This is a genomic window from Lactivibrio alcoholicus (assembly GCF_055390895.1).
This window is the reverse complement of sequence record NZ_AP042471.1, coordinates 2,199,301-2,218,426: the sequence shown is the minus strand read 5'-3', so window position 1 is coordinate 2,218,426 and position 19,126 is coordinate 2,199,301. Positions and strand designations below refer to the sequence as shown.

15 protein-coding genes are annotated in these 19,126 nt (G+C 63.9%); 8 read left to right on the top strand and 7 right to left on the bottom strand.

What is annotated here, in order from left to right:
* Window positions 1–14: 14 nt before the first annotated feature.
* Together ACZ5IU_RS10175 and ACZ5IU_RS10170 are read left to right on the top strand one after the other, a co-directional pair.
* Window positions 15–488 (top strand): hypothetical protein, encoded by a 474-nt coding sequence (locus ACZ5IU_RS10175; RefSeq protein WP_464416904.1) that lies wholly within the window; start codon window positions 15–17, stop codon window positions 486–488.
* A gap of 22 nt (window positions 489–510) precedes the next feature.
* Window positions 511–1,752: an allantoate amidohydrolase gene (locus tag ACZ5IU_RS10170; protein WP_464416902.1), complete on the top strand. Its 1,242-nt coding sequence runs from the start codon at window positions 511–513 to the stop codon at window positions 1,750–1,752.
* Between the two features lie 66 nt (window positions 1,753–1,818).
* Here ACZ5IU_RS10170 and ACZ5IU_RS10165 read toward each other — a convergent pair whose 3' ends face one another.
* The 3 genes from ACZ5IU_RS10165 to galE are packed head-to-tail and all read right to left on the bottom strand — an operon-like array spanning window position 1,819 to window position 4,732.
* Complete coding sequence (locus ACZ5IU_RS10165; RefSeq protein ID WP_464416900.1) at window positions 1,819–2,694, bottom strand: aldehyde ferredoxin oxidoreductase N-terminal domain-containing protein; 876 nt, start codon at window positions 2,692–2,694, stop codon at window positions 1,819–1,821.
* Window positions 2,695–2,723: 29 nt separating this feature from the next.
* Entirely contained in the window at window positions 2,724–3,692 is a 969-nt protein-coding gene (locus ACZ5IU_RS10160) for a glycosyltransferase family 2 protein (protein ID WP_464416898.1), read from the bottom strand.
* Window positions 3,692–4,732, bottom strand: coding sequence for a UDP-glucose 4-epimerase GalE (galE, locus tag ACZ5IU_RS10155; RefSeq protein ID WP_464416896.1), 1,041 nt, complete (start codon window positions 4,730–4,732; stop codon window positions 3,692–3,694). The genes ACZ5IU_RS10160 and galE overlap by 1 nt, the downstream gene beginning before the upstream one ends.
* A 193-nt stretch (window positions 4,733–4,925) precedes the next feature.
* Here galE and ACZ5IU_RS10150 point away from each other — a divergent pair, with 193 nt between their 5' ends.
* The 6 genes from ACZ5IU_RS10150 to ACZ5IU_RS10125 all read left to right on the top strand — a co-directional run bounded on the left by ACZ5IU_RS10150 (window position 4,926) and on the right by ACZ5IU_RS10125 (window position 14,495).
* Window positions 4,926–6,269, top strand: coding sequence for an NAD(P)/FAD-dependent oxidoreductase (locus ACZ5IU_RS10150; protein WP_464416894.1), 1,344 nt, complete (start codon window positions 4,926–4,928; stop codon window positions 6,267–6,269).
* Window positions 6,266–8,470, top strand: a complete 2,205-nt coding sequence (locus ACZ5IU_RS10145) for a DUF2298 domain-containing protein (protein ID WP_464416892.1) — start codon at window positions 6,266–6,268, stop codon at window positions 8,468–8,470. The genes ACZ5IU_RS10150 and ACZ5IU_RS10145 overlap by 4 nt, the downstream gene beginning before the upstream one ends.
* Window positions 8,467–10,497: an ATP-binding protein gene (locus tag ACZ5IU_RS10140; protein ID WP_464416890.1), complete on the top strand. Its 2,031-nt coding sequence runs from the start codon at window positions 8,467–8,469 to the stop codon at window positions 10,495–10,497. Before ACZ5IU_RS10145 ends, ACZ5IU_RS10140 begins: the two co-directional genes overlap by 4 nt.
* Before the next feature lie 3 nt (window positions 10,498–10,500).
* Window positions 10,501–11,187 carry a response regulator gene (locus ACZ5IU_RS10135; protein ID WP_464416888.1) on the top strand — a complete coding sequence of 229 codons (687 nt, stop codon included), beginning with the start codon at window positions 10,501–10,503 and terminating at the stop codon, window positions 11,185–11,187.
* Between the two features lie 130 nt (window positions 11,188–11,317).
* The gene (locus tag ACZ5IU_RS10130; protein ID WP_464416886.1) at window positions 11,318–13,081 is read left to right on the top strand and encodes a methyl-accepting chemotaxis protein; all 1,764 of its coding nucleotides are present in this window, start codon (window positions 11,318–11,320) and stop codon (window positions 13,079–13,081) included.
* A 61-nt stretch (window positions 13,082–13,142) separates the two neighbouring features.
* Window positions 13,143–14,495: an HD domain-containing phosphohydrolase gene (locus ACZ5IU_RS10125; RefSeq protein ID WP_464416884.1), complete on the top strand. Its 1,353-nt coding sequence runs from the start codon at window positions 13,143–13,145 to the stop codon at window positions 14,493–14,495.
* 73 nt (window positions 14,496–14,568) lie between these two features.
* Here the strand turns inward: ACZ5IU_RS10125 and ACZ5IU_RS10120 are convergent, their stop codons facing one another.
* Genes ACZ5IU_RS10120 through ACZ5IU_RS10105 form a run of 4 tightly spaced genes read right to left on the bottom strand, consistent with a single transcriptional unit; the run spans window position 14,569 to window position 19,125 of the window.
* Window positions 14,569–16,170 (bottom strand): peptide ABC transporter substrate-binding protein, encoded by a 1,602-nt coding sequence (locus ACZ5IU_RS10120; RefSeq protein WP_464416882.1) that lies wholly within the window; start codon window positions 16,168–16,170, stop codon window positions 14,569–14,571.
* A 35-nt stretch (window positions 16,171–16,205) separates the two neighbouring features.
* On the bottom strand, window positions 16,206–17,156 hold the full coding sequence (locus ACZ5IU_RS10115) for an ABC transporter ATP-binding protein (RefSeq protein ID WP_464416880.1): 951 nt from the start codon (window positions 17,154–17,156) through the stop codon (window positions 16,206–16,208).
* Window positions 17,153–18,157, bottom strand: coding sequence for an ABC transporter ATP-binding protein (locus tag ACZ5IU_RS10110; protein WP_464421891.1), 1,005 nt, complete (start codon window positions 18,155–18,157; stop codon window positions 17,153–17,155). Before ACZ5IU_RS10110 ends, ACZ5IU_RS10115 begins: the two co-directional genes overlap by 4 nt.
* A gap of 8 nt (window positions 18,158–18,165) precedes the next feature.
* Window positions 18,166–19,125 carry an ABC transporter permease gene (locus ACZ5IU_RS10105; protein WP_464416878.1) on the bottom strand — a complete coding sequence of 320 codons (960 nt, stop codon included), beginning with the start codon at window positions 19,123–19,125 and terminating at the stop codon, window positions 18,166–18,168.
* Between the last annotated feature and the right edge of the window lies 1 nt (window position 19,126).

Below are 19,126 nucleotides of genomic sequence, written 5' to 3'. Positions count from 1 at the left end.
AGGAGGGCGTGAAGATGGAAGTGAACGTCACGCCGCGCAACAGTCAGGTTCGTCTGGAAAACGTTTTCTTCCCGGCAATGGAGTATCACGCCTTCCCGGCGAACGCCGCGCCGGGACTCAAGCCACCCGGAATGGGACGGTTTTCCGTCAAGGCCGAAGAACTCGACGAGACGCCGAAGAAGTGGCTCATCCAGGTGGAGCTCCACTCGGAAAAGAATCCCCCGAATACGCCGACCTATCTGTACGAGTTTTCCCTTGTCGCGGTCGGGGTCTTCGCATGGCAGGGTGACGAGCGTTCTCCGGCGGAAACACGGAGGTCCGTGGGGGAACTGGGCGCGTCGATGCTCTACGACGCGCTGCGGGAAGCCGTGAAGTACATCACGCACCTCGGGCCATACAAGCCGTTCCTGCTCCCTCCGCTCGAGTTCTCGGTCGCCGGGGGGAACGGGGACGACGATATCGTCCCGTTGCGAAAAGACGACGCGTAGACCAGGGAAAGGACGTGCAGCCATGAGATCGGATGTCGAACGGATCAAAATGGATATCGAACTCCTCGCAGCCTTCACAGCGACGCCGGGCGCCGGGGTGACCCGGTACAGCTTCTCGGACGAAGACCGGAAGGCGCGCGCCTACATCCGCGGCGAGATGGAGAGCGCCGGACTCCGCACCAGGGAGGACGGCGCGGGAAATCTCTTCGGAAGACGCGAGGGGCAAAGGGACGACGCGCCGCCGGTCGTCGTGGGGTCGCACTTCGACTCCGTGCCGAACGGAGGCGCGTTCGACGGCGACGCGGGCGTCTCGACGGCCCTCGAAATCGCGCGTATCCTGCGCGACCACGACGTCGTCACGGAAAAGCCGATGGAGTTCGCCGCACTCGTCGAGGAGGAGGGAGCGCGTTTCGCGTGCGGACTTTACGGAAGCCGGGCGATGACCGGACTTCTCGGGGACACGCATCTCGACGCCTTCAAAGATCGGGACGGCAGGACGCTCCGTTCGGTGCTCCGCGATTCCGGCTTCGCCCCGGAACGTTTCGCGACGGCCCGAAGGGCGCCCGGGTCGATCGCGGCCTTCCTTGAACTCCACATCGAACAGGGACCCGTCCTCGAAACCGAAGGAATCGACCTCGGAGTCGTGAGTGCGATCATCGGCGTGAGCCAGTTCGAGGCCGCCTTCGCGGGACGCGCGGACCACGCGGGCTCCACGCCGATGACGCTCCGGAAGGATGCCCTGGCGGCGGCGGCTGAGGTCGTCCTCGCGCTTCAGGCGGCGGCGCGGCGGGAAGGGGAAGGGACGGTCGGCACGGTCGGAAAGATGGCCGTCTCGCCGGGCGGTGCGAATATCGTCCCTGAGACCGCGACATTCACGATGGACATCCGTTCCTTCGACGAATCGCGCATGACGCGCGTCATAGACGACATGAAGACGCTCATGGGACGCATCGCCGCGCGCGACGGACTCGGGTGGCGAATGGACGAAAAGGTTCTGATCCCGCCCGTCGCGATGCATCCGGAGATCGTCGGCGCGTTCGAGGATTCGGCCCGCGGCCGCGGCTACAGCGCCCGGAGGATCGTGAGCGGCGCGGGACACGACGCGATGGTCATGTCGCGGCTCGCGCCCGTCGGAATGGTCTTCGTCCCGAGCCGGGGCGGACGAAGCCACTGCCCCGAGGAATGGACCGACTACGCGGATATCGCGAAGGGGGCCGACATCATGCTCGACGCGGCGCTCCACCTGGCGGTGCGCATCGCATAGGGGCGAAAAACGAATCCGGGGGGCTGGAAACGCATCACGTCCTCGCCCCCCGGTCGCGTCATCGCGTTACAGGAGCCACTCGAGCCCGAGCCGGAGAAGCGTCCCGGCTGGAATCGGGTCGGCGTCGGCGTCGTTGCCGAATCCCGCGTCAACGGCCCGGGAGAGCGTCGAGACTCGTTCCGCAGCCGCTTTCAGCTCGCTTTCGGAATACTGCCATCCGACCGCGGCCGAGAGGATTCCGGCCATGCGGCCGTCCGGATTTCCGGCCGTTCCCGTCATCCACGGCAACGAAACGTCCTCCTCCGGAGCGCCGTCGCCCGCGAGGCGCCTCATGGCCTTCGGGTCCGCGAATTCGGGTTCCGACGTTCCCTGGACGACGACGGCCTTCAGGCGCTTGTCCGAGAGGACCGATTCAAAGGGCGACAGTTCGTCCTCCCCTTCCGCGTTCCCGATCGCGAGGATGCCGTACCCCTCTCCGCTGAGCGTCTCCGAGATCGCGTCCTCCGTCTCCTCGGCCTCGGAGTTCCAGATATCCCCGGCGTCCACGACCTGCGCCCCCTCGTCGTCGTCGACGGAGAGCAGCGACGGGGCTTCCGACGCTCCCATGACGACAATCGCGTCGAATCCGCTCTTCTTGAGCGCTACGGGAAAGGCTCCTTCGAGACGTACCGTTCCGATTCCCGCACCGTCCGGCATCCTGAAGACGGCGGTCCCACGGTCGAACCCGTCCATCGGCGCGCCCGTCAGCGGCCCTGCCGTGAAGACCACCGGGTTGTCCGCCTCGGCCGCGGGAACCATCGGGTCAGCCATATACCGGAAAAGCCGGACCGCAATCCCCTCGCACCCGACATACGCGCGCAGCCACTCCTCGGGAAGCGGCAGCTCCTGCGCCGTTTCCTCGGTCAGATCGACAACGAGAACCCGTCCCCAATACCCCTTCATACCCATCCGTCCCTTCGTCGTTTTCTCTCTCACAGGCCGGAGCGCCCCACTCCGGTCCCTTCTCCCTCGCGGAACCCCGCGCGCTCGGCGACGAAGTAGAGCGGTCGTCCCTTCGCCTCGCGGTAGATGCGCCCGATGTATTCCCCCATGATCCCCAGGCACAGGAGCTGAACGCCGCCCATAAAGAGCAACGCGATGAACATGAGCGTCCAGCCGCTCACCCAGATATTCGTGAACAGCCGCAGCACGAGCGCGTAGACGATTCCGAGAAGCGCCATCGCACTCGCGGAAAAGCCCGTGAACGTCGCCACGCGCAGCGGTTTCGTCGAGAACGACAGAATGCCGTCGAGCGCGAACGCGAGCATCTTCCTCAGGGGATACTTGCTTTCTCCCGCGAAACGTTTCGCGCGGTCGTACGGAATAGCGCACTGCCGAAAGCCCACCCAGCTTATCATGCCGCGCAGGAACCGGTCGCGCTCGGGCATCTGCCGCACGGCCTCGACGACGCACCGGTCCATGAGTCGGAAGTCGCCCGTATCGAGAGGGATCGGCGTATCCGAAAGGCCGTTCAGGATCCGGTAGAATCCCCTCGCCGTCGCGAGCTTGAAGGCCGTCTCCCCTTCGCGGCTCCTCCGCCGTCCGTACACGACGTGAAAGCCCTTCTTCCATGCGTCGAGCATCTCGGCGATGACCTCGGGCGGATCCTGGAGGTCCGCGTCGATGAGGACGACGGCGTCTCCGGAGGCGTGGTCCATCCCGGCGGTGACGGCGATCTGGTGCCCGAAGTTCCGCGAGAACGACACCATCCGGACCCTGTCGTCGGCGTCCGCGAGCTCTCGGAGGATTCCGGGCGTCCCGTCGCGGCTTCCGTCGTTCACGTAGACGATCTCCCATGTCGCGCCGAGTCGGTCGAGAACGGCCGACAGGCGCCGGTGCGTCTCCCGCAGGACGGCCTCTTCGTTATAGCACGGGACGACGACCGAAAGGACCGGTGCCATCACTCCGCATCTTCCATTCCGAGCGTCGAGGCGCGGAGACGCTTGTCGGAGAAGACGTCCTTCTTCGGACCGAAACGCCGCCGATGCCATTCCCAGGCGGTCCGGACGATATCTTCGATCGCCGGAAACGCGCGTTTCCACCCGAGCGTCCGTTCGGCCCTCTTCGAGGAGGCGACGAGAACTGCCGGATCTCCGCTCCGACGCCCGGCCTCGGCGACCGGAACCGGATGCCCCGTTACGGCGCGGACGGTATCGATGACCTCGCGGACCGAATACCCCGTTCCATTCCCGAGGTTGAACGCCTCGCATCCGCCCTTTCCCTTCAGGAGGCGTTCGAGCGCGCTCACGTGGGCCGATGCGAGGTCGCTCACGTGGACGTAGTCCCGGATACAGGTTCCGTCCTTCGTCGGGTAATCCGTTCCGAAGAGCGTCGCGACGTCGCGACGGCCGAGCGCAACGTCGAGAAGGACCGGGATCAGATGCGTCTCCGGCTCGTGATGCTCTCCCGTCCGCCTGAGGACGTCGGCTCCTGCCGCGTTGAAGTACCGCAGCGAGACGCTCTTCAGGCCGAACGCGTCGTGGAAGCGCCTGAACGCCGTTTCGACGAAGGCCTTGCTCTCCCCGTAGGGGTTCGCAGGAGCGAGCGGCGCGTCTTCCGTGATGACCGTCGTATCCGGCTCGCCATAGACAGCCGCCGACGACGAAAAGACGAGGCGCTTCACGCCGTGGGCCTTCATGACTTCGAGAAGCGCCAGCGTCCCCGCGACGTTGACGTCGTAGTACTCGTCGGGCCGTTCCATCGATTCGCCGACGAGCGAACGGGCCGCGAAGTGGACGACGCCATCGATCGGGTGCGCCCGGAAAACCGCGTCGAGCGCGTTCCGGCTGCGGATGTCTCCTTCGACGAAGACGGCCCCGAACGCGAGGTCGCGATGTCCGCGGCTCAGATCGTCGTAGACGACGACGCCGTGCCCCGCCGCGATGAGCGCGAGGCTCGCCGCACTTCCGATGTACCCTGCACCGCCGGTGACGAGGATCATGGTCATTCTCCCTTCGTGACGGACCTTCGGCCGTTTCTGCGGAACCGTAGTCAATCCTACGGCAGGATGCGCTTTCGGGCAATGGGATGACGCGACGCTTTCGTCCGTCCGGGCGTGGTATCCGCGAGGGGCGTTGCTGTAGAATGATGCGCGGACGCCTGCATTCCAATTCTCCTGACGCGGAGGAATCACGATGACACATACCGTTGCGGTCGTCGGGGCCGGAATCACCGGACTCGCCGCCGCCTTCGACCTGATCGCCGGAGGGGACGCCGTCACGCTGTTCGACGTCTCTCCGGAAACCGGAGGACTGGCCTTCGACGTTCCGTGCGGGCACGGGCGCGTCGAGGCGTTCTACCGCCATATCTTCACGAGCGACACGAACATCCTGGACCTCGCGGCTGAGCTCGGTCTCGGCGGATCCATCCGCTGGCACGAACCGGACAACGCCGTCGCGCTCCCCGGCCCCGGAGGAAAGACGACCCTCCATCCGTTCACGACCCCCGGAGACCTGCTGCGTTTCTCGCCGCTTTCAATCGTCGGACGTCTCCGGCTCGGGATCTCGGTGCTCGGCGCGAAGCGCGTACGCGACTGGCGGGCGCTCGAAGGGGAAACCGCGCGTGACTGGGTGGTCCGGACCGCGGGACGCGACGTCTGGCGCACGGTCTGGGAGCCGCTGATGCGCTCGAAGTTCGACGACGACGCCGACGACGTGTCGGCCGTCTGGCTCTGGAACAAGCTTGCGCTGCGCGGACACACCCGCTCCTCGGGGATGAAGTCGGAACTTCTCGGCTACATGGACGGAGGATTCGGCCGCATCGCGCTCTCGCTGACCGACCGGATCCGAACGGGTGGGGGAACGGTCGCGACCGGAACGACCGTCGACCGGATCGAACGGGTGGAAGACGGCCGTCTTTCGATTGCGGCGACGGGGCCGAACGGTTCAGGCGCCCGGATCTTCGACCGCGTTCTCTGGACCGCGGCTCCGTCGCTCTTGGCCGACGCGATGCCGGCCCTGCCACCGGATGCCGCGCGCGTCCTCCGCGGCGTCCGCTACAAGGCGAACGTCTGCGCCCTGCTCGAACTGTCGCGGCCGCTTTCGTCCCGCTACTGGATTTCGGTCGCCGACCCCTCGATCCCGTTCGTCGCCGTCATCGAACACACGAACCTCGTCGGAACGGAACCGTACGGACGGCACATCGTCTACCTGAGCCGCTACCTCGACGCGTCGAAGCGACTTTTCACGGCGACGGACGGCGACGTTCTCGATTGTTTCATGGCCGCGTTGCAGCGCATCGCTCCCGGGTTCGACCCCGCGACGGTCCTCTCCGCGCGCGTCACGCGTGCGCGCTACGCCCAACCCGTAATCCCACGCGGCTATTCGGACAGGATCCCCCCGTTCGACCCCGCTCCCGGGAGCCCGATCTTCCTCGCCTCGATGCCGCAGATCTACCCCGAGGACCGCGGAATGAACTACGCCGTCCGGATCGGCCGCGAGGCCGCTGCGAGAATGCTTTCGCCGGAGGGGCCGCGATGAGCGACTACCCCGCCCTGCTGAAGCTCCTCTTCGCCGGAGAATACGGAGTCTGGTTCCTGAAGTGGTGGGGCGCGATCGTCCTGCTCGGACTGATCGCCGCGCCGCTCACGCGCGTCTTCATGGGGAGCCTTTCCGACCACGGCTATCCGTTCGCGCGCGTGACCGGATGGCTTCTCCCGGCGCTCGGGGTCTTTCTCGCGTCGATCCTCCGCGTCCTTCCGTTCGCGCGTCAGACGATCCTTCTCTCGGTCGCGGCCCTCGCGATCCTTTCGCTCGCCGCGGCGTTCGCGACGGCGCGCCGCGAGGGACTCCGGTCCTGCTTCCCGTCCCTTTCCGCGATCCTGACGACCGAATACCTTTTCCTGATCTGCCTCGCGGGATGGGCGTTCGTACGGAGCTTCCGCCCCGACATCGAAGGGCTCGAGAAATTCATGGATTTCGGGTTCGTCAACGCCGCGCTGCGCGCGGAATGGATGCCCCCCGTCGACATGTGGCTCGCGGGGGAACCGATCAACTACTACTATTTCGGGCACTATCTGACGGCGTTCATGATCCGTCTCACGGGAGTCCCTCCCGAGGTCGGCTACAACCTCATGATCGCGACGCTGTTCGCGCTCGCCTTCACGCTCGCGTTCTCCCTCGGGGCGAACCTCGCCGCGCGGTTCCTTTCCGACAGACCGCGGCTCGCGACGATCGCCGGGCTTCTCGCGGGCTGCCTTCTCGCGCTCGGCGGCAACCTTCACGGCTTCATCTTCGGCGATCTGCTCCCCGTCCTGAAGGAGCGGGGATACGTGTCCCTCGAACTGAAACCGTATCACTATCCCGACGCGACGCGCTTCATCGGATACTACCCGAAGGAGACCGACGACAGGACGATTCACGAGTTCCCGTCCTACTCGTTCGTCGTCTCCGATCTCCACGGGCACGTCCTCGATATCCCGGTCGTCCTGACAGCGATCGCCTGCTGCCTCGCAGCCGTTCTCGCGCGACGGAGGCGACCGGGCGACTCTTCCGCGCGCGCTCCGGCGATCGAACCGGCGGAGTGGCTTCTCGCGCCGCTCCTTTCGGTCATCTGGATGACGAACTCGTGGGATTTCCCGATCGTCGCGGGAGTCGCGACGGGGAGCATGCTCCTCGCGCGCCTCGCCGTCCGCCCGACGGCCCGGTCCGCGATCGATGGTCTCGCCGCCGCCATGATCGTCGTCCTCTGCTCGGTTCTCCTGAGCGTCCCGTTCACGCTCCACTTCGTCAACATCACGCAGGGGATTCACGCCGTCATGTCGCGCAGCCCCCTCTGGCAGCTCGCCGTACTCTGGGGGTATCAGGGCTTCTTCGTCGTCTCACTCCTTATCTTTCTGGCCGTCAGAAGCGTCGCGATCCTCCGCGAGAGGGATACGCCCGGACGGATTCCCGCCCTCCTGACGCGCCACGAGCCCGAGGATCTCTTCATTCTCGGACTCGCCGCCGCCGGAGCGCTTCTCGTGCTCCTCCCCGAGCTCATCTACGTGAAGGATATCTACGGAACGACCTATCATCGGTCGAACACGATGTTCAAGCTCACGTATCACGCGTTCATGCTCCTCGCGATCGTCTCCGCGTACACGGCGGTCCGCGTCCCGGCACACTTTCACGGGTGGAAGGGACTCGCGGCCGGACTCGTCGTCGCGTGCGTCGCGATTCTCCCGATGACGTATCCATGGAAGGCGATGAACGGCTTCTACGCGCGCCCCACACCTGCGAACTACAAACGCCTCGACGGACTCGCCTTCCTGCCCGCAGACGAGCGCGACGCGATCCGCCGGCTGAACGACACCGTCCGCGGAAATCCGGTCGTTCTCGAATCGGACGGGGACAGCTACACGCTTTTCGGGCGAATTTCCATGGCCACCGGCTTGCCGACGCTCCTCGGATGGTTCGCGCACGAATGGCTCTGGCGCGGTTCTCCCGATATCCCCCAGAAACGCAGCGCCGACGTTCGGTCCGTCTACGAAGCGACGACGCCGGACGCCGCAAGAAGGATTCTCGACGCCTACGGGGTCACCCACATCGTCCTCGGCGAACGGGAGCGATCGCGCTTTCCCAGAATGAAGGAATCCGTCGTCCGATCACTGGGAGAAACGATCTTCCGCTCGGGAAACACCGAGATCCTGCGCGTGACGTCAGGTCCCGCCCCGGACCCGAAAGGGGCACAGACGCAGTGACGCCGGATTCAGCCCCACATTCCCTCTGGAACGAGATCCCGGCGATGCTCTGGCGGACCGACAGTCGTTTCAGGCTCGTATCCGTCAGCAGGACGGCCGCGGAATACATGGGATTGTCCCTTGGGGACGACCTCGACGGACAGTTCGCCGGATGTGTGCATCCCGACGACAGCGAACGGGTCCGCGACCGTTTCGCGAACCCCGGGAATCTGCGGGAGTCCTTTCGGTGTACATTCCGCGTTCGCCCCGCGATCGGAACGAATGCGGAGTACCGCCGGATCCTCGAAAACGGGGCCCCCTTTTTCGGATCGGATGGAGAATTCCGAGGCTTTGCGGGGCTCTGGAGCGACATCACCGAACAGGTCGAAAACGAACGTCTGCTCAGGGAACTCGACGAGACTCTCGAGCTGCGCGTCCATGAGCGCACCGCGACGCTCAACCGGACGATCCGGGTGCTCGAACGCGAGGTCCGCGAAAACGCGGTCCTCGGCGAGGTGCTTCGCGTGTCGCGCGACGCCGCCGAGAAGGCCAGTGCGGCGAAGTCCGAATTTCTTTCCAATATGAGCCACGAAATCCGCACGCCGCTCAACACGATCATCGGAATGACCACGCTCGCCCTGCGCGACACCAGGGAGCCGAAGACGCGCAGGGCGCTCGAGGCCGTGAAAACGGCCGCCCTGCACCTGATGGAGCTCGTCAACGACGTCCTGGACTACTCCCGGATCGAAGCCGGCAGAATGGACATCCGGGGCCGCGCCTTCATGCTCCGCGCACTCGTCGACGAGGTTCTCGATATCGTCACGCCGCAAGCCATCCGCAAGGGAATCGCCGTGACGGTCCGCGTCGATCCGGAAACCCCGGACTATATCCGATGCGATCCGCTCCGCCTTCGCCAGATTCTGCTCAATGTCCTCGGCAACGCCGTCAAGTTCACCGAAAAGGGGCGAATCTCCCTCCGCGTGGAACTCGGCGAAACCTTCCCGGACGGAACCGACCTCGAGTTCGAAGTCGGGGACACGGGGCCGGGAATCGACCCCGTGAAGCTGTCGTCGCTTTTCAATCCGTTCTCGCCGCTCGACGTCTCCCCTTCGAAACACTACTCGGGAACCGGTCTCGGACTCGCGATCAGCAAACGTCTCGCGGAAGCCATGAACGGCCGGATCGACGTCTCGAGCGTCTCCGGAAACGGAACGACGGTCAGATTCTCGGTTCGCTGCACGCTTATCGATCCACGCGACGACCGCAACGTCTCCGGAACGACCGTGACATTCGCGGACGTCGATTCAGGAGAGAAGCTCAGGGTTCTCGTCCTGGACGACGATCCGTTCGGCCGAGCAGTCGTCGGGGGATATCTCGAGGAGACCGGATGGACGGTCGACAGCGCGTCCACGGGACAGGAAGCCCTCGAACTCCACGAAAAACGCCCGTACGACCTGATCCTGACCGATATCCAGCTTCCAGGGATGGATGGATTCCTGACCGCGCGAAAACTGCGGAACATCGACGGGAAACGTGGGCACAGGACGCTCATCGTCGCCCTGACCGCCTACGCGATGGAGGGGGACCGGGAACGCTGCCTCTCGGAGGGAATGGACGGATACCTCTCGAAACCCGTCGTCCCGGGGACGCTCTTCGAAACGCTCCGCCCCCTGTTGGCGAAGCGCGCCCCGGCCGTGAGCGCCGCGATGCCGTCCGTCCTTCGCAACGACGGAATGTTCTTCGTTCAATTGATCGACACGTTCCTCTCCGGAATGACGCTTCTCCGGCGCGAGCTCGACGAGGCCCGGAATAGCGACGATACGGATCGCCTCGCCTTCGTGTGCCACAGGATACGTGGAAGCGCCTCGTATCTCGATCTCCACGTCTGCGCGGAACTCGCGGAACGCGCCGAAAGGGCCGCAGCGGCGGGAGAAACCGACCGGCTCGCGGAGATCCTCTCTTCGCTGGCTCCCAGGATCGACGAAGCGATCGCGATGGCCCGGAAGATGCGGGATGAGGTCGAATCTCCGGAAGGAAGGGAGGAATAGCGAATGCGATACCGGGTGCTCATCTGCGAAGATGACCCCATGGTGGTTTCGATCAACGAGAAGTACCTCTCCTGCCTCGAAGGGTTCGAAGTCGCGGGGCGGTTTCCGGACGGAGCCGCGCTTCTCGATGCGTTTTCGCGAAGCGGCTGGGCGGACCTGATCCTGCTCGACCTCTTCCTGCCCGGGATGGACGGACTGGAAGCGCTGCGCCAACTTCGGTTCCGAGGCTACGAGGGAGACGTGATCGTCCTGACGTCCGGCAACCGCAGCGGACTCCTCCGGCGTGCATTCTGTTTCGGCGTTCTCGACTACCTCGTGAAACCCTACACGTTCGAACGGTTTTCGACGGCGCTGGCCCTCTTCAGAACCTTTCGCCGCTCTATGGACGAGATCAATCGTTCTCCCCGGCTGACGCAGGAACTCGTCGACGGCATCATGCTCTCCTCGCCCAGGGAGGAAAACGCGGACGTCATCAGGAAGGGAATCCAGGACGCGACGCTCCGGAGCGTGCTCGACGCGCTTCGCGGGGGAGAGGCTCTCTCTTCGGACGACATCGTCGCGCGAACGTCCCTCTCACAGTCCACCGTCCGAAGGTACGTCGCCCATCTGACCCAGATGGGACGCATCGTCGTCGAATTTGAATATCGCTCGGCGGGACGCCCCGTGAACCGGTACCGCCTGACTCCGTGACGATTAATGGAGAAAAACCGCGCATCAATGGGCGGAATCGTGGGAAATAGGGCGAAAACATTGCCGCCCCCTCTCCCCTTTTTCCATAATTACGGGAAACCGACACAACGGGGAAAAAGGAGGGACCGCGATGAAAATCTGCTGCACCATGCGCGTCGGAACGAAACTGTTCGTGATGCTCGGACTTATGCTCGTCCTCATGGCGGGCATCAGCGCGACGGGATACTGGTTCAACCGAAAAAGCACCGAAACGATAAGCGACATGTACTCGAACAAGCTCGTTCCGGTCCGGCTTCTCGGAGACAACCGCACCTTCAACCGGCAACTCGAGGCGATGATGCTCACATTGTTTCTCGTCACGAAAGAGGACGAACGCAAACACATCCTCGACGAAATGGGCGTCGTCGTCAAGAAATTCTACGAGAACCTCGAAGCATACGCGAAAACGCCGCTGGATCCGTTCTCCACGGATACGCTCGCAAAAATCCGGAATATCCTGTCCGCATATCGCGAAAAGCGCCTCGGCATTCTCGATCTCGTCGCGCAAAACCGCTCCGCCGACGCGTACGCGCTGTACGCGAAATCCCTCGCGCCCGTCATGAAGGATCTGGCGGACGAACTCGGAACGCTCGGAGAGCACGCACGTCAACTCGCCGGAGAGCAAAACGCCGAAAACATGAGCGAAGCCGCGCTGGCGTCGAGGCTGCTCGTTATCGTCCCCATGACGGCGGCGCTCCTCGCAATCGTCCTCGGCATTCTGATGACCCGGATGATCACCCGACCGCTGAAGCGCACCGTAGAGCTTGCGGAACGCGTCGGCGCCGGAGACCTGACCGTTTCCCGCGGGGACTTCTGCTACGACGGATCCGACGAGATCGCCGTGCTCTGCAATGCGCTCTCGAAGATGGTCCGGAATCAGGCCGATACGATGCGCCTGATCAAAAATACCGCCGAAACCATCACGCAGGGGGCCGAAAACCTCGCCGCGCTCTCGCAGGAGACGAACGCCGCCATCGAGGAAGTCAAGGGGTCGATCGAGGAGGTCACGACTCTCTCCGAATCGAACAGCGCCGCGATCCAGCAGACCAACGCCGGCATCCAGGAAGTCGCCTCCGGGACGCAGACGGCCGCGAAATCGGCATCCGAAGGCGCGAACTTCGGTACGACCGTGGGAGTTATGGCGAAAGACGCCGTCGATAACGTCGGGGCTGTCATCGCCGAGATCCGCACCGTCAGCGGAAAGTCGCAGGAAAGCGTCGAAAAGATGCGGACGCTGGCCGGATCCGTCGAAGAGATCTCCTCGTTCGTCTCCGTGATCGCATCCATAGCAGACCAGACAAACCTCCTCGCGCTCAACGCCGCGATCGAGGCGGCACGCGCCGGAGAAGCCGGACGCGGTTTCGCCGTCGTCGCCGACGAGGTCAGAAAACTCGCCGAAGAGTCCGCGAAGGCGTCGCAGCAGGTTTCCCGACTGATCGGATCGCTCCAGTCGCACGCGCAGAGTTCGATCACGGCGACCCAGCAGGCAGGGGAAATCATGAATGGCGCCATGGAACGCGCCGAATCCTCGCAGAAAAAGCTCGGGGACGGACTCGTCGCGATCGGAAGAGTCGTCGACGTCATCCACAATCTCGCGAGCGTCGCCGAGGAGCAGGCCGCATCGGGCGAACAGATGGCCGGAGCCATGGACACCATCTCCAAGGCGACGATCCGGATCGTCGAAATGATCGAATCCATCCGCAACGCGTCGACCGATACATCGAAGGCGTCGGAAGGCGTCGCCAGGGAAGCCGAGATCATGGCGACGGGGGCCGAGCGCCTCAAGGAACTGCTCTCGCGGTTCCGGATCGATCACTCGGAACGGGGACTAGCCCCAGCGGACGTTTCGCACTAGAATTCCGTTGCGGAGGAGGGCGTTTTCCCGCTCCTCCCGCAACGGCAGGGGGGAGTGACGCATGAGCCCGGAGTTCCATTACGCATTCGACAACATTCCGCTTCCGGTCCTGATTCTGGATGCGAAGGGACACTGCGAGTTCGTGAACCAAGCGCGGCTCGACTTCACGGGAAGAAGGATGCAGGACGAACTCGAATGGGGCTGGCTCGAAGACGTCCACCCGGAAGATCGCGCACCCTACGTGAACAGCTGTCGCATCGCGTGTCGTACGGCCGCCCCCGTCCGTATGGAATATCGTCTCCGTTACCGGGACGGATCGTACCGGAACGTGCTCGAATCGGGACTTGTCCTCGACGAGGAGGGTGACCCGGAGCCCAGGATTCTCGGAGTCTGCACCGACGTGACCGACGTCCGGAATTTCATGGAAGCGCTGACGAACAGCGAACGTCGTTTCCGCTCCCTCTATCAATGTATGTCCGAGGTCGTCGCATTGCACCGGCTGATCCGCGACGAACGCGGAGTTCCGGTCGACTACAGGATTCTCGATGTCAACCCGGCGTTCGAGAGAATCATCGGCTTCCCGCGGAGCCGTGCCATCGGCTCAACCGCGTCGGATCTCTACGGCACGGGCGACGCTCCCTATATCTCGGTCTACGCGCAGGTCGCCGAAACGGGGCAGTCGTTCGCGTTCGACACCTACTACCCGCCGCTGCGAAAACACTTCCGGATCTCAGTCTTTTCTCCCGAGCACGACACGTTCGCGACCGTAACGTCCGACATCACGCTGTGGAAGGAAGCCGAGGTCCGCCTCGCGGAAAACTACGCCCGTCTCCGGGGTCTCTTCGACAGTATCGTGACGGCGTTTTCCTGCATCGTCGAAAAGCGGGATCCGTATACCGGAGGGCACCAGCGAAGGAGCGCCGCGCTCGCCGAAGCTATCGCGGCGCTCCTTCGCGTCGACGACGACACGAAGGAATCCATCCGGATCGCGGCGCTGCTCCACGACATCGGCAACGTCGAAATTCCATCGCAGATCCTGAACAAACCCGGTCCGCTTTCGGAGGCGGAATTCGAGATCGTGAAGACCCACCCGACGGCGGGGTTCGAAATCCTCTCGGGAATCGAATTTCCGTGGCCGCTTGCCGAAATCGTCCTTCAGCACCACGAGCGCCTCGACGGATCGGGATATCCGACGGGACTTTCAGGGGATTCGATCCGCCGCGAGGCGAAAATCCTCGCCGTCGCCGACGTCGCGGAGGCGATGGCTTCCCACCGGCCGTACCGTCCGGCGCACGATCTCGACACCGTCATGCGTTATTTTCGAGAAACGGCCCGCGACGCATTCGACCCGGCCGTCGTCTCTGCCCTCGGCGAGCTTCGCGACAACGGTCTCCTCGCTCGAATCCTCGCCTGAATCCCCTGTCCGGAAAGCGCGAAAGGCCGCCCGGATCACTCCGGGCGGCCTTCGTTCGCGCGTCGACGTCGCCTTACTTCGCGATCTCGACGCCGCGGAAGAAGTCCCAGTTCCGCGGGGAGATATAGAGCCCCTTCACGGTCGGCTTGACCATGTACGGCGTCGCGTAGAAATAGATCGGCGCGACGATCGAATCCTTCATGAGGATCTCTTCCGCCTTGCGGAAGTTTTCGGCGCGCTTCGCCGGATCGTCGGCGGACATGGCCGCTTTCACGAATTTGTCATAATCGGCATTCGCAAGCCCGATGACGTTCTCGGGGAATCCGGTCACGAACAGCTCGAAGAGGCTTCCCGCATCGAAGAAGTCGACGAGATACGCATGACGCGCAAGGTCGTAGTTCTTCTGGATCCGAGTGTCGATGAACACCTTCCACTCCTGGTTCGCCAGCTCGACCGTGACGCCGAGGTTCTGCTTCCACATGGCCTGGAGCGCTTCGGCCACACCCTTGTTGATGACGCTCGTGTTATAGGTGTAGGTCACCTTCGGGAACCCCTTGCCGTCCGGATACCCGGCTTCGGCGAGGAGCTTCTTCGCCTCGGCGACATCCGCTCGGACCGGGAGATACTTCGGCGACTCGGCACGGAAATCCTTGTCCTTCGACCCTCCCGGGATCACATCGGGGATGAAGCCGACGGCTGGCTTCTGTCCGCCCTGCGTCACCTTCGCGACCATCGCCTCGCGGTCGATCGCGAGCGAGAAAGCCTTGCGCACGCGCGGGTCGTCCCAAGGTTTGCGCGTCAGATTGAAGCAGACGAAGGCCGTCCCGAGCGTCGGAGCGACCTTGGCCTCTCCCGCGGCGATGAGCTGGGGCACCATCGCGGGCGGGACGTTCTTGAAGTAGTCGATCTTGCCGGACTTGAACGCCGCGAGCGACGTATTGTCGTCGGCGATCATGACGAGACGGACCTTGTCGATCTTGACGTTCGCCGCGTCCCAGTAGTTCGGGTTCTTCGCGACCGTCATTTCGCTGTTGTGCTGCCAGTCTGTCAGGACGAACGGGCCATTGCAGACGATCGTCTCGGGCTTCGTCGTCCAGCCCCGGGGGTCCTTGTCGACGACATCGGGCCGTGCGGGGTAGAAGACATGATAGGCCAGGTAATCCAGGATCAGCGGCCACTTGTACTCGAGACGGATCTCGAACGTTTTGTCGTCGAGCGCCTTGAGCCCAACTTCCTCTTCCTTCGCCTTGCCCTCGTAGAACTTCTGGGCGTTCTTGATGAAGAACCCGTAATGCGAGTACGGGGAACCGACGTCGGCCCGAATCAACCGCAGGAAGCCGTAGCGGAAGTGCTCGGCCGTCATGGGCTTCCCGTCGGACCACTTCATGCCGTCGCGGAGATGGAAGACCCATGTCATTCCGTCGTCCTTCACGTCCCAGCTCTTCGCGTACCCCGGCTCGGGACGATCGTCGAAGCCGATGCGGACAAGTCCCTCGAAGATGTTGTAGATAACGGTCGAACCGTCCACGGCATTGTTCAGGACCGGATCGATCGTCCTCGGTTCGACGCGCAGATTGTAGACGAACGTCTTCTCGTCGGCAGCCGCAACGCCGGCCAGCGACGCGCACACCATAATCACCAGGGTGCAGAGTGCGAATAGCGTTTTCCTCGACATTGTGAACCAATCCCTCCTCAGTTTTTTTCGATGGATCACTTGACGAGACAGGCGCAATAGTGACCGTTGCCGCGATCCGTCAGTTCCGGAACCACCTCCCTGCATCTGGATTCGGCGTATCGGCAGCGCGTATGGAACTTGCAGCCCGGCGGTGGATTGATCGGGTTCGGGATCTCTCCTTCGAGCGGGATTCTCCGCCGTTCGTCCGCCCGGTCCGGGTCGGGAACGGGGATCGCCGAGAGGAGCGCTTCGGTGTACGGGTGCAGCGGCCTGGTATAGAGTTCGTTGCTTCCGGCGATCTCGACCATCGTCCCCAGGTACATCACCGCGATGCGATCGCTGATATGCTTGACCATCGAGAGATCGTGCGCGATGAAGAGATACGTGAGGGAGAACTCCTTCTGGAGATCTTCGAGCGTGTTCACGATCTGCGCCTGGATGGAGACGTCGAGCGCCGAGATCGGTTCGTCGCAGACGATGAATTCCGGCGACGCGGCGAGCGACCGGGCAATCCCGATCCGCTGACGCTGCCCCCCCGAAAATTCGTGCGGATACCGGTTGGCGTGCTCCGAGTTGAGGCCGACGGTTCGCAGAAGTTCCCGCGCGCGTTCCCGGCGTTCCCTCGGCGCGTGAAGCGAGTGGATCGTCATCGGCTCCATGACGATATCCCCAACCGTCATCCTGGGATTCAGCGACGCATACGGATCCTGGAAGATCATCTGCATCCGCCGCCTGAACGGGAGCATCTCGCGCTGCGAGAGATGCGCGAGGTCCGTCCCGTCGAACACGATCTCCCCCGCCGTCGGGTCGTACAGCCGGATGATCGACCGCCCAACGGTCGTCTTTCCGCACCCCGACTCGCCGACGAGCCCGAGAGTCTCGCCGCGCCCGATCGAAAACGAAACGCCGTCGACCGCCCGGGCAGCCTGATGCCGTCCGACCCGGAAGTGCATCGCGAGATTCCTGACCTCGAGAAGCGCGCTCATGCGCACGCACCCCCCGCGACGGACCGGGCACATCTCCGGTCGTGAAGCCAGCAGGTCGCGACGTGCCCCTCCGAAAGCGACGTCGGTCCGGGCGGCAATTCCATGCAGACGCGCATCGTCTCGGGGCACCGCGCCGCGAACGGGCACCCGGGGGGCGGGTTCAGCAGGTCCGGTGGCTGCCCTTCGATCGGAACCAGGCGTTCGCGGACGAGAGTGTCCGGGTTCGGCACGGAGTGCAGCAACCCTTTCGTATACGGATGGCCGGGTGCGTAGAAGATATCCTTTCGCGTTCCGCGTTCGACGATGCGTCCGCCGTACATGACGACCACGCGGTCGGCCATCCCGGCGATGACGCCGAGGTCGTGCGTGATCAGGATAATCGACGTCCCGGTACGCGCCTGAAGCGCCTTCATGAGTTCGAGGATCTGGGCCTGGATCGTGACGTCGAGCGCCGTCGTCGGCTCGTCGGCGATCAGGAGCGCGGGGTCGCACGTCATCGCCATCGCGATCATGATGCGCTGCCGCTGCCCACCGGAGAACTGGTGCGGATACTGGTCGATCCTTTTCTCCGCCGGACAGATCCCGACGTGACGGAGCATTTCGATCGCGCGTTCGCGCGCCTGCGTCTTCGTCATTCCCCTGTGCCGGATCAGAGGTTCCATAAGCTGGTATCCGACGCTCAGAACCGGGTTCAGGCTCGTCATCGGATCCTGGAAGATCATTCCGATCCTGTTCCCGCGGAGGTGTGCGACCGTCTCGTCGTCCGCCTCCGCGAGCTCCATTCCGTCGAAACGGATGTTTCCGCCAACGACGCGTCCGGACGTCCCCAGAAGGCGCAGGATCGAGAGCATCGTCACGCTCTTGCCGCTCCCCGACTCTCCGACGATTCCGAGAACCTCTCCGCGCCGCAGCGAGAGCGAAACGTCCCGCACCGCACGGACCTCTCCGGCGGGCGTGAAGAACGACGTATAGAGGTTCGTGATCTCGAGAAGCGTATCCATCTGGGACCTCACTTTCGCAGCCTCGGGTCGAGCGCGTCGCGGAGACCGTCGCCGAGGAAGTTGAACGCGAGGATCGTGACCGAGATCGCAGCCGCGGGGAAGAAGAGCTGGTACGGATAGATCGCGAGCGTGTTGATCGCGTCGCTCGTCAGAACGCCCCAGCTCGCCATGGGGGCCGACACGCCGAGGCCGATGAAGCTCAGGAACGCCTCGACGAAGATCGCCTGCGGGATCGAGAACGTCAGCGTGACGAGGATCGGTCCCATCGCGTTCGGGATCAGGTGTCGCAGCAGGATCCGCCGGGGCGACGCGCCGAGGACGCGGGCCGCGAGAACGAACTCCTCGTTCTTGATCCGGATCGTCTCCGCTCGGACGATCCTGGCCATCGACGCCCAGTACGAGATCCCGAGCGTCAGGAAGATGCTCTTGAGTCCCGGCCCGATGACGACCATGAGCAAAATGACGTAGATCATCAGCGGGATGCTGTGAATCGCGTCGACGATGCGCATCATGACGTTGTCGGCGCGCCCTCCGAGGTACCCCGAGATTCCGCCGTAGACCACGCCGATCGTGAGGTTGATCAGACTCGCAACGAGGCCGACGGCCAGCGATATCCGAGCGCCGTACAGCACCCGCACGAACAGGTCGCGCCCGAACATGTCCGTTCCGAAAAGGTGCGTTCCGGACGGCGCCTCGTTCGCGACGAGGAAGTCCTGCGCGTCGTATTCGTAGGCCGACAACATCGGGCCGAACGCCGCGAAGAGCACGACGATCACGATGACGGCGAGCCCTCCCATCGCGAGCGGGTCCGCCTTCAGCCGCCGCCACGCATCCTGCCAGTAGCTCACGCTCTCGCGGAGGAATTCGTCCTTTCGTTTCTCGTCGTCGCTCACACGCTCGAAGAGTGCCGGATCGATCGTCGAGAGCGACGCTTCCGAGGCGCCGTTTCCGCTTCTCATCGTCTCCATG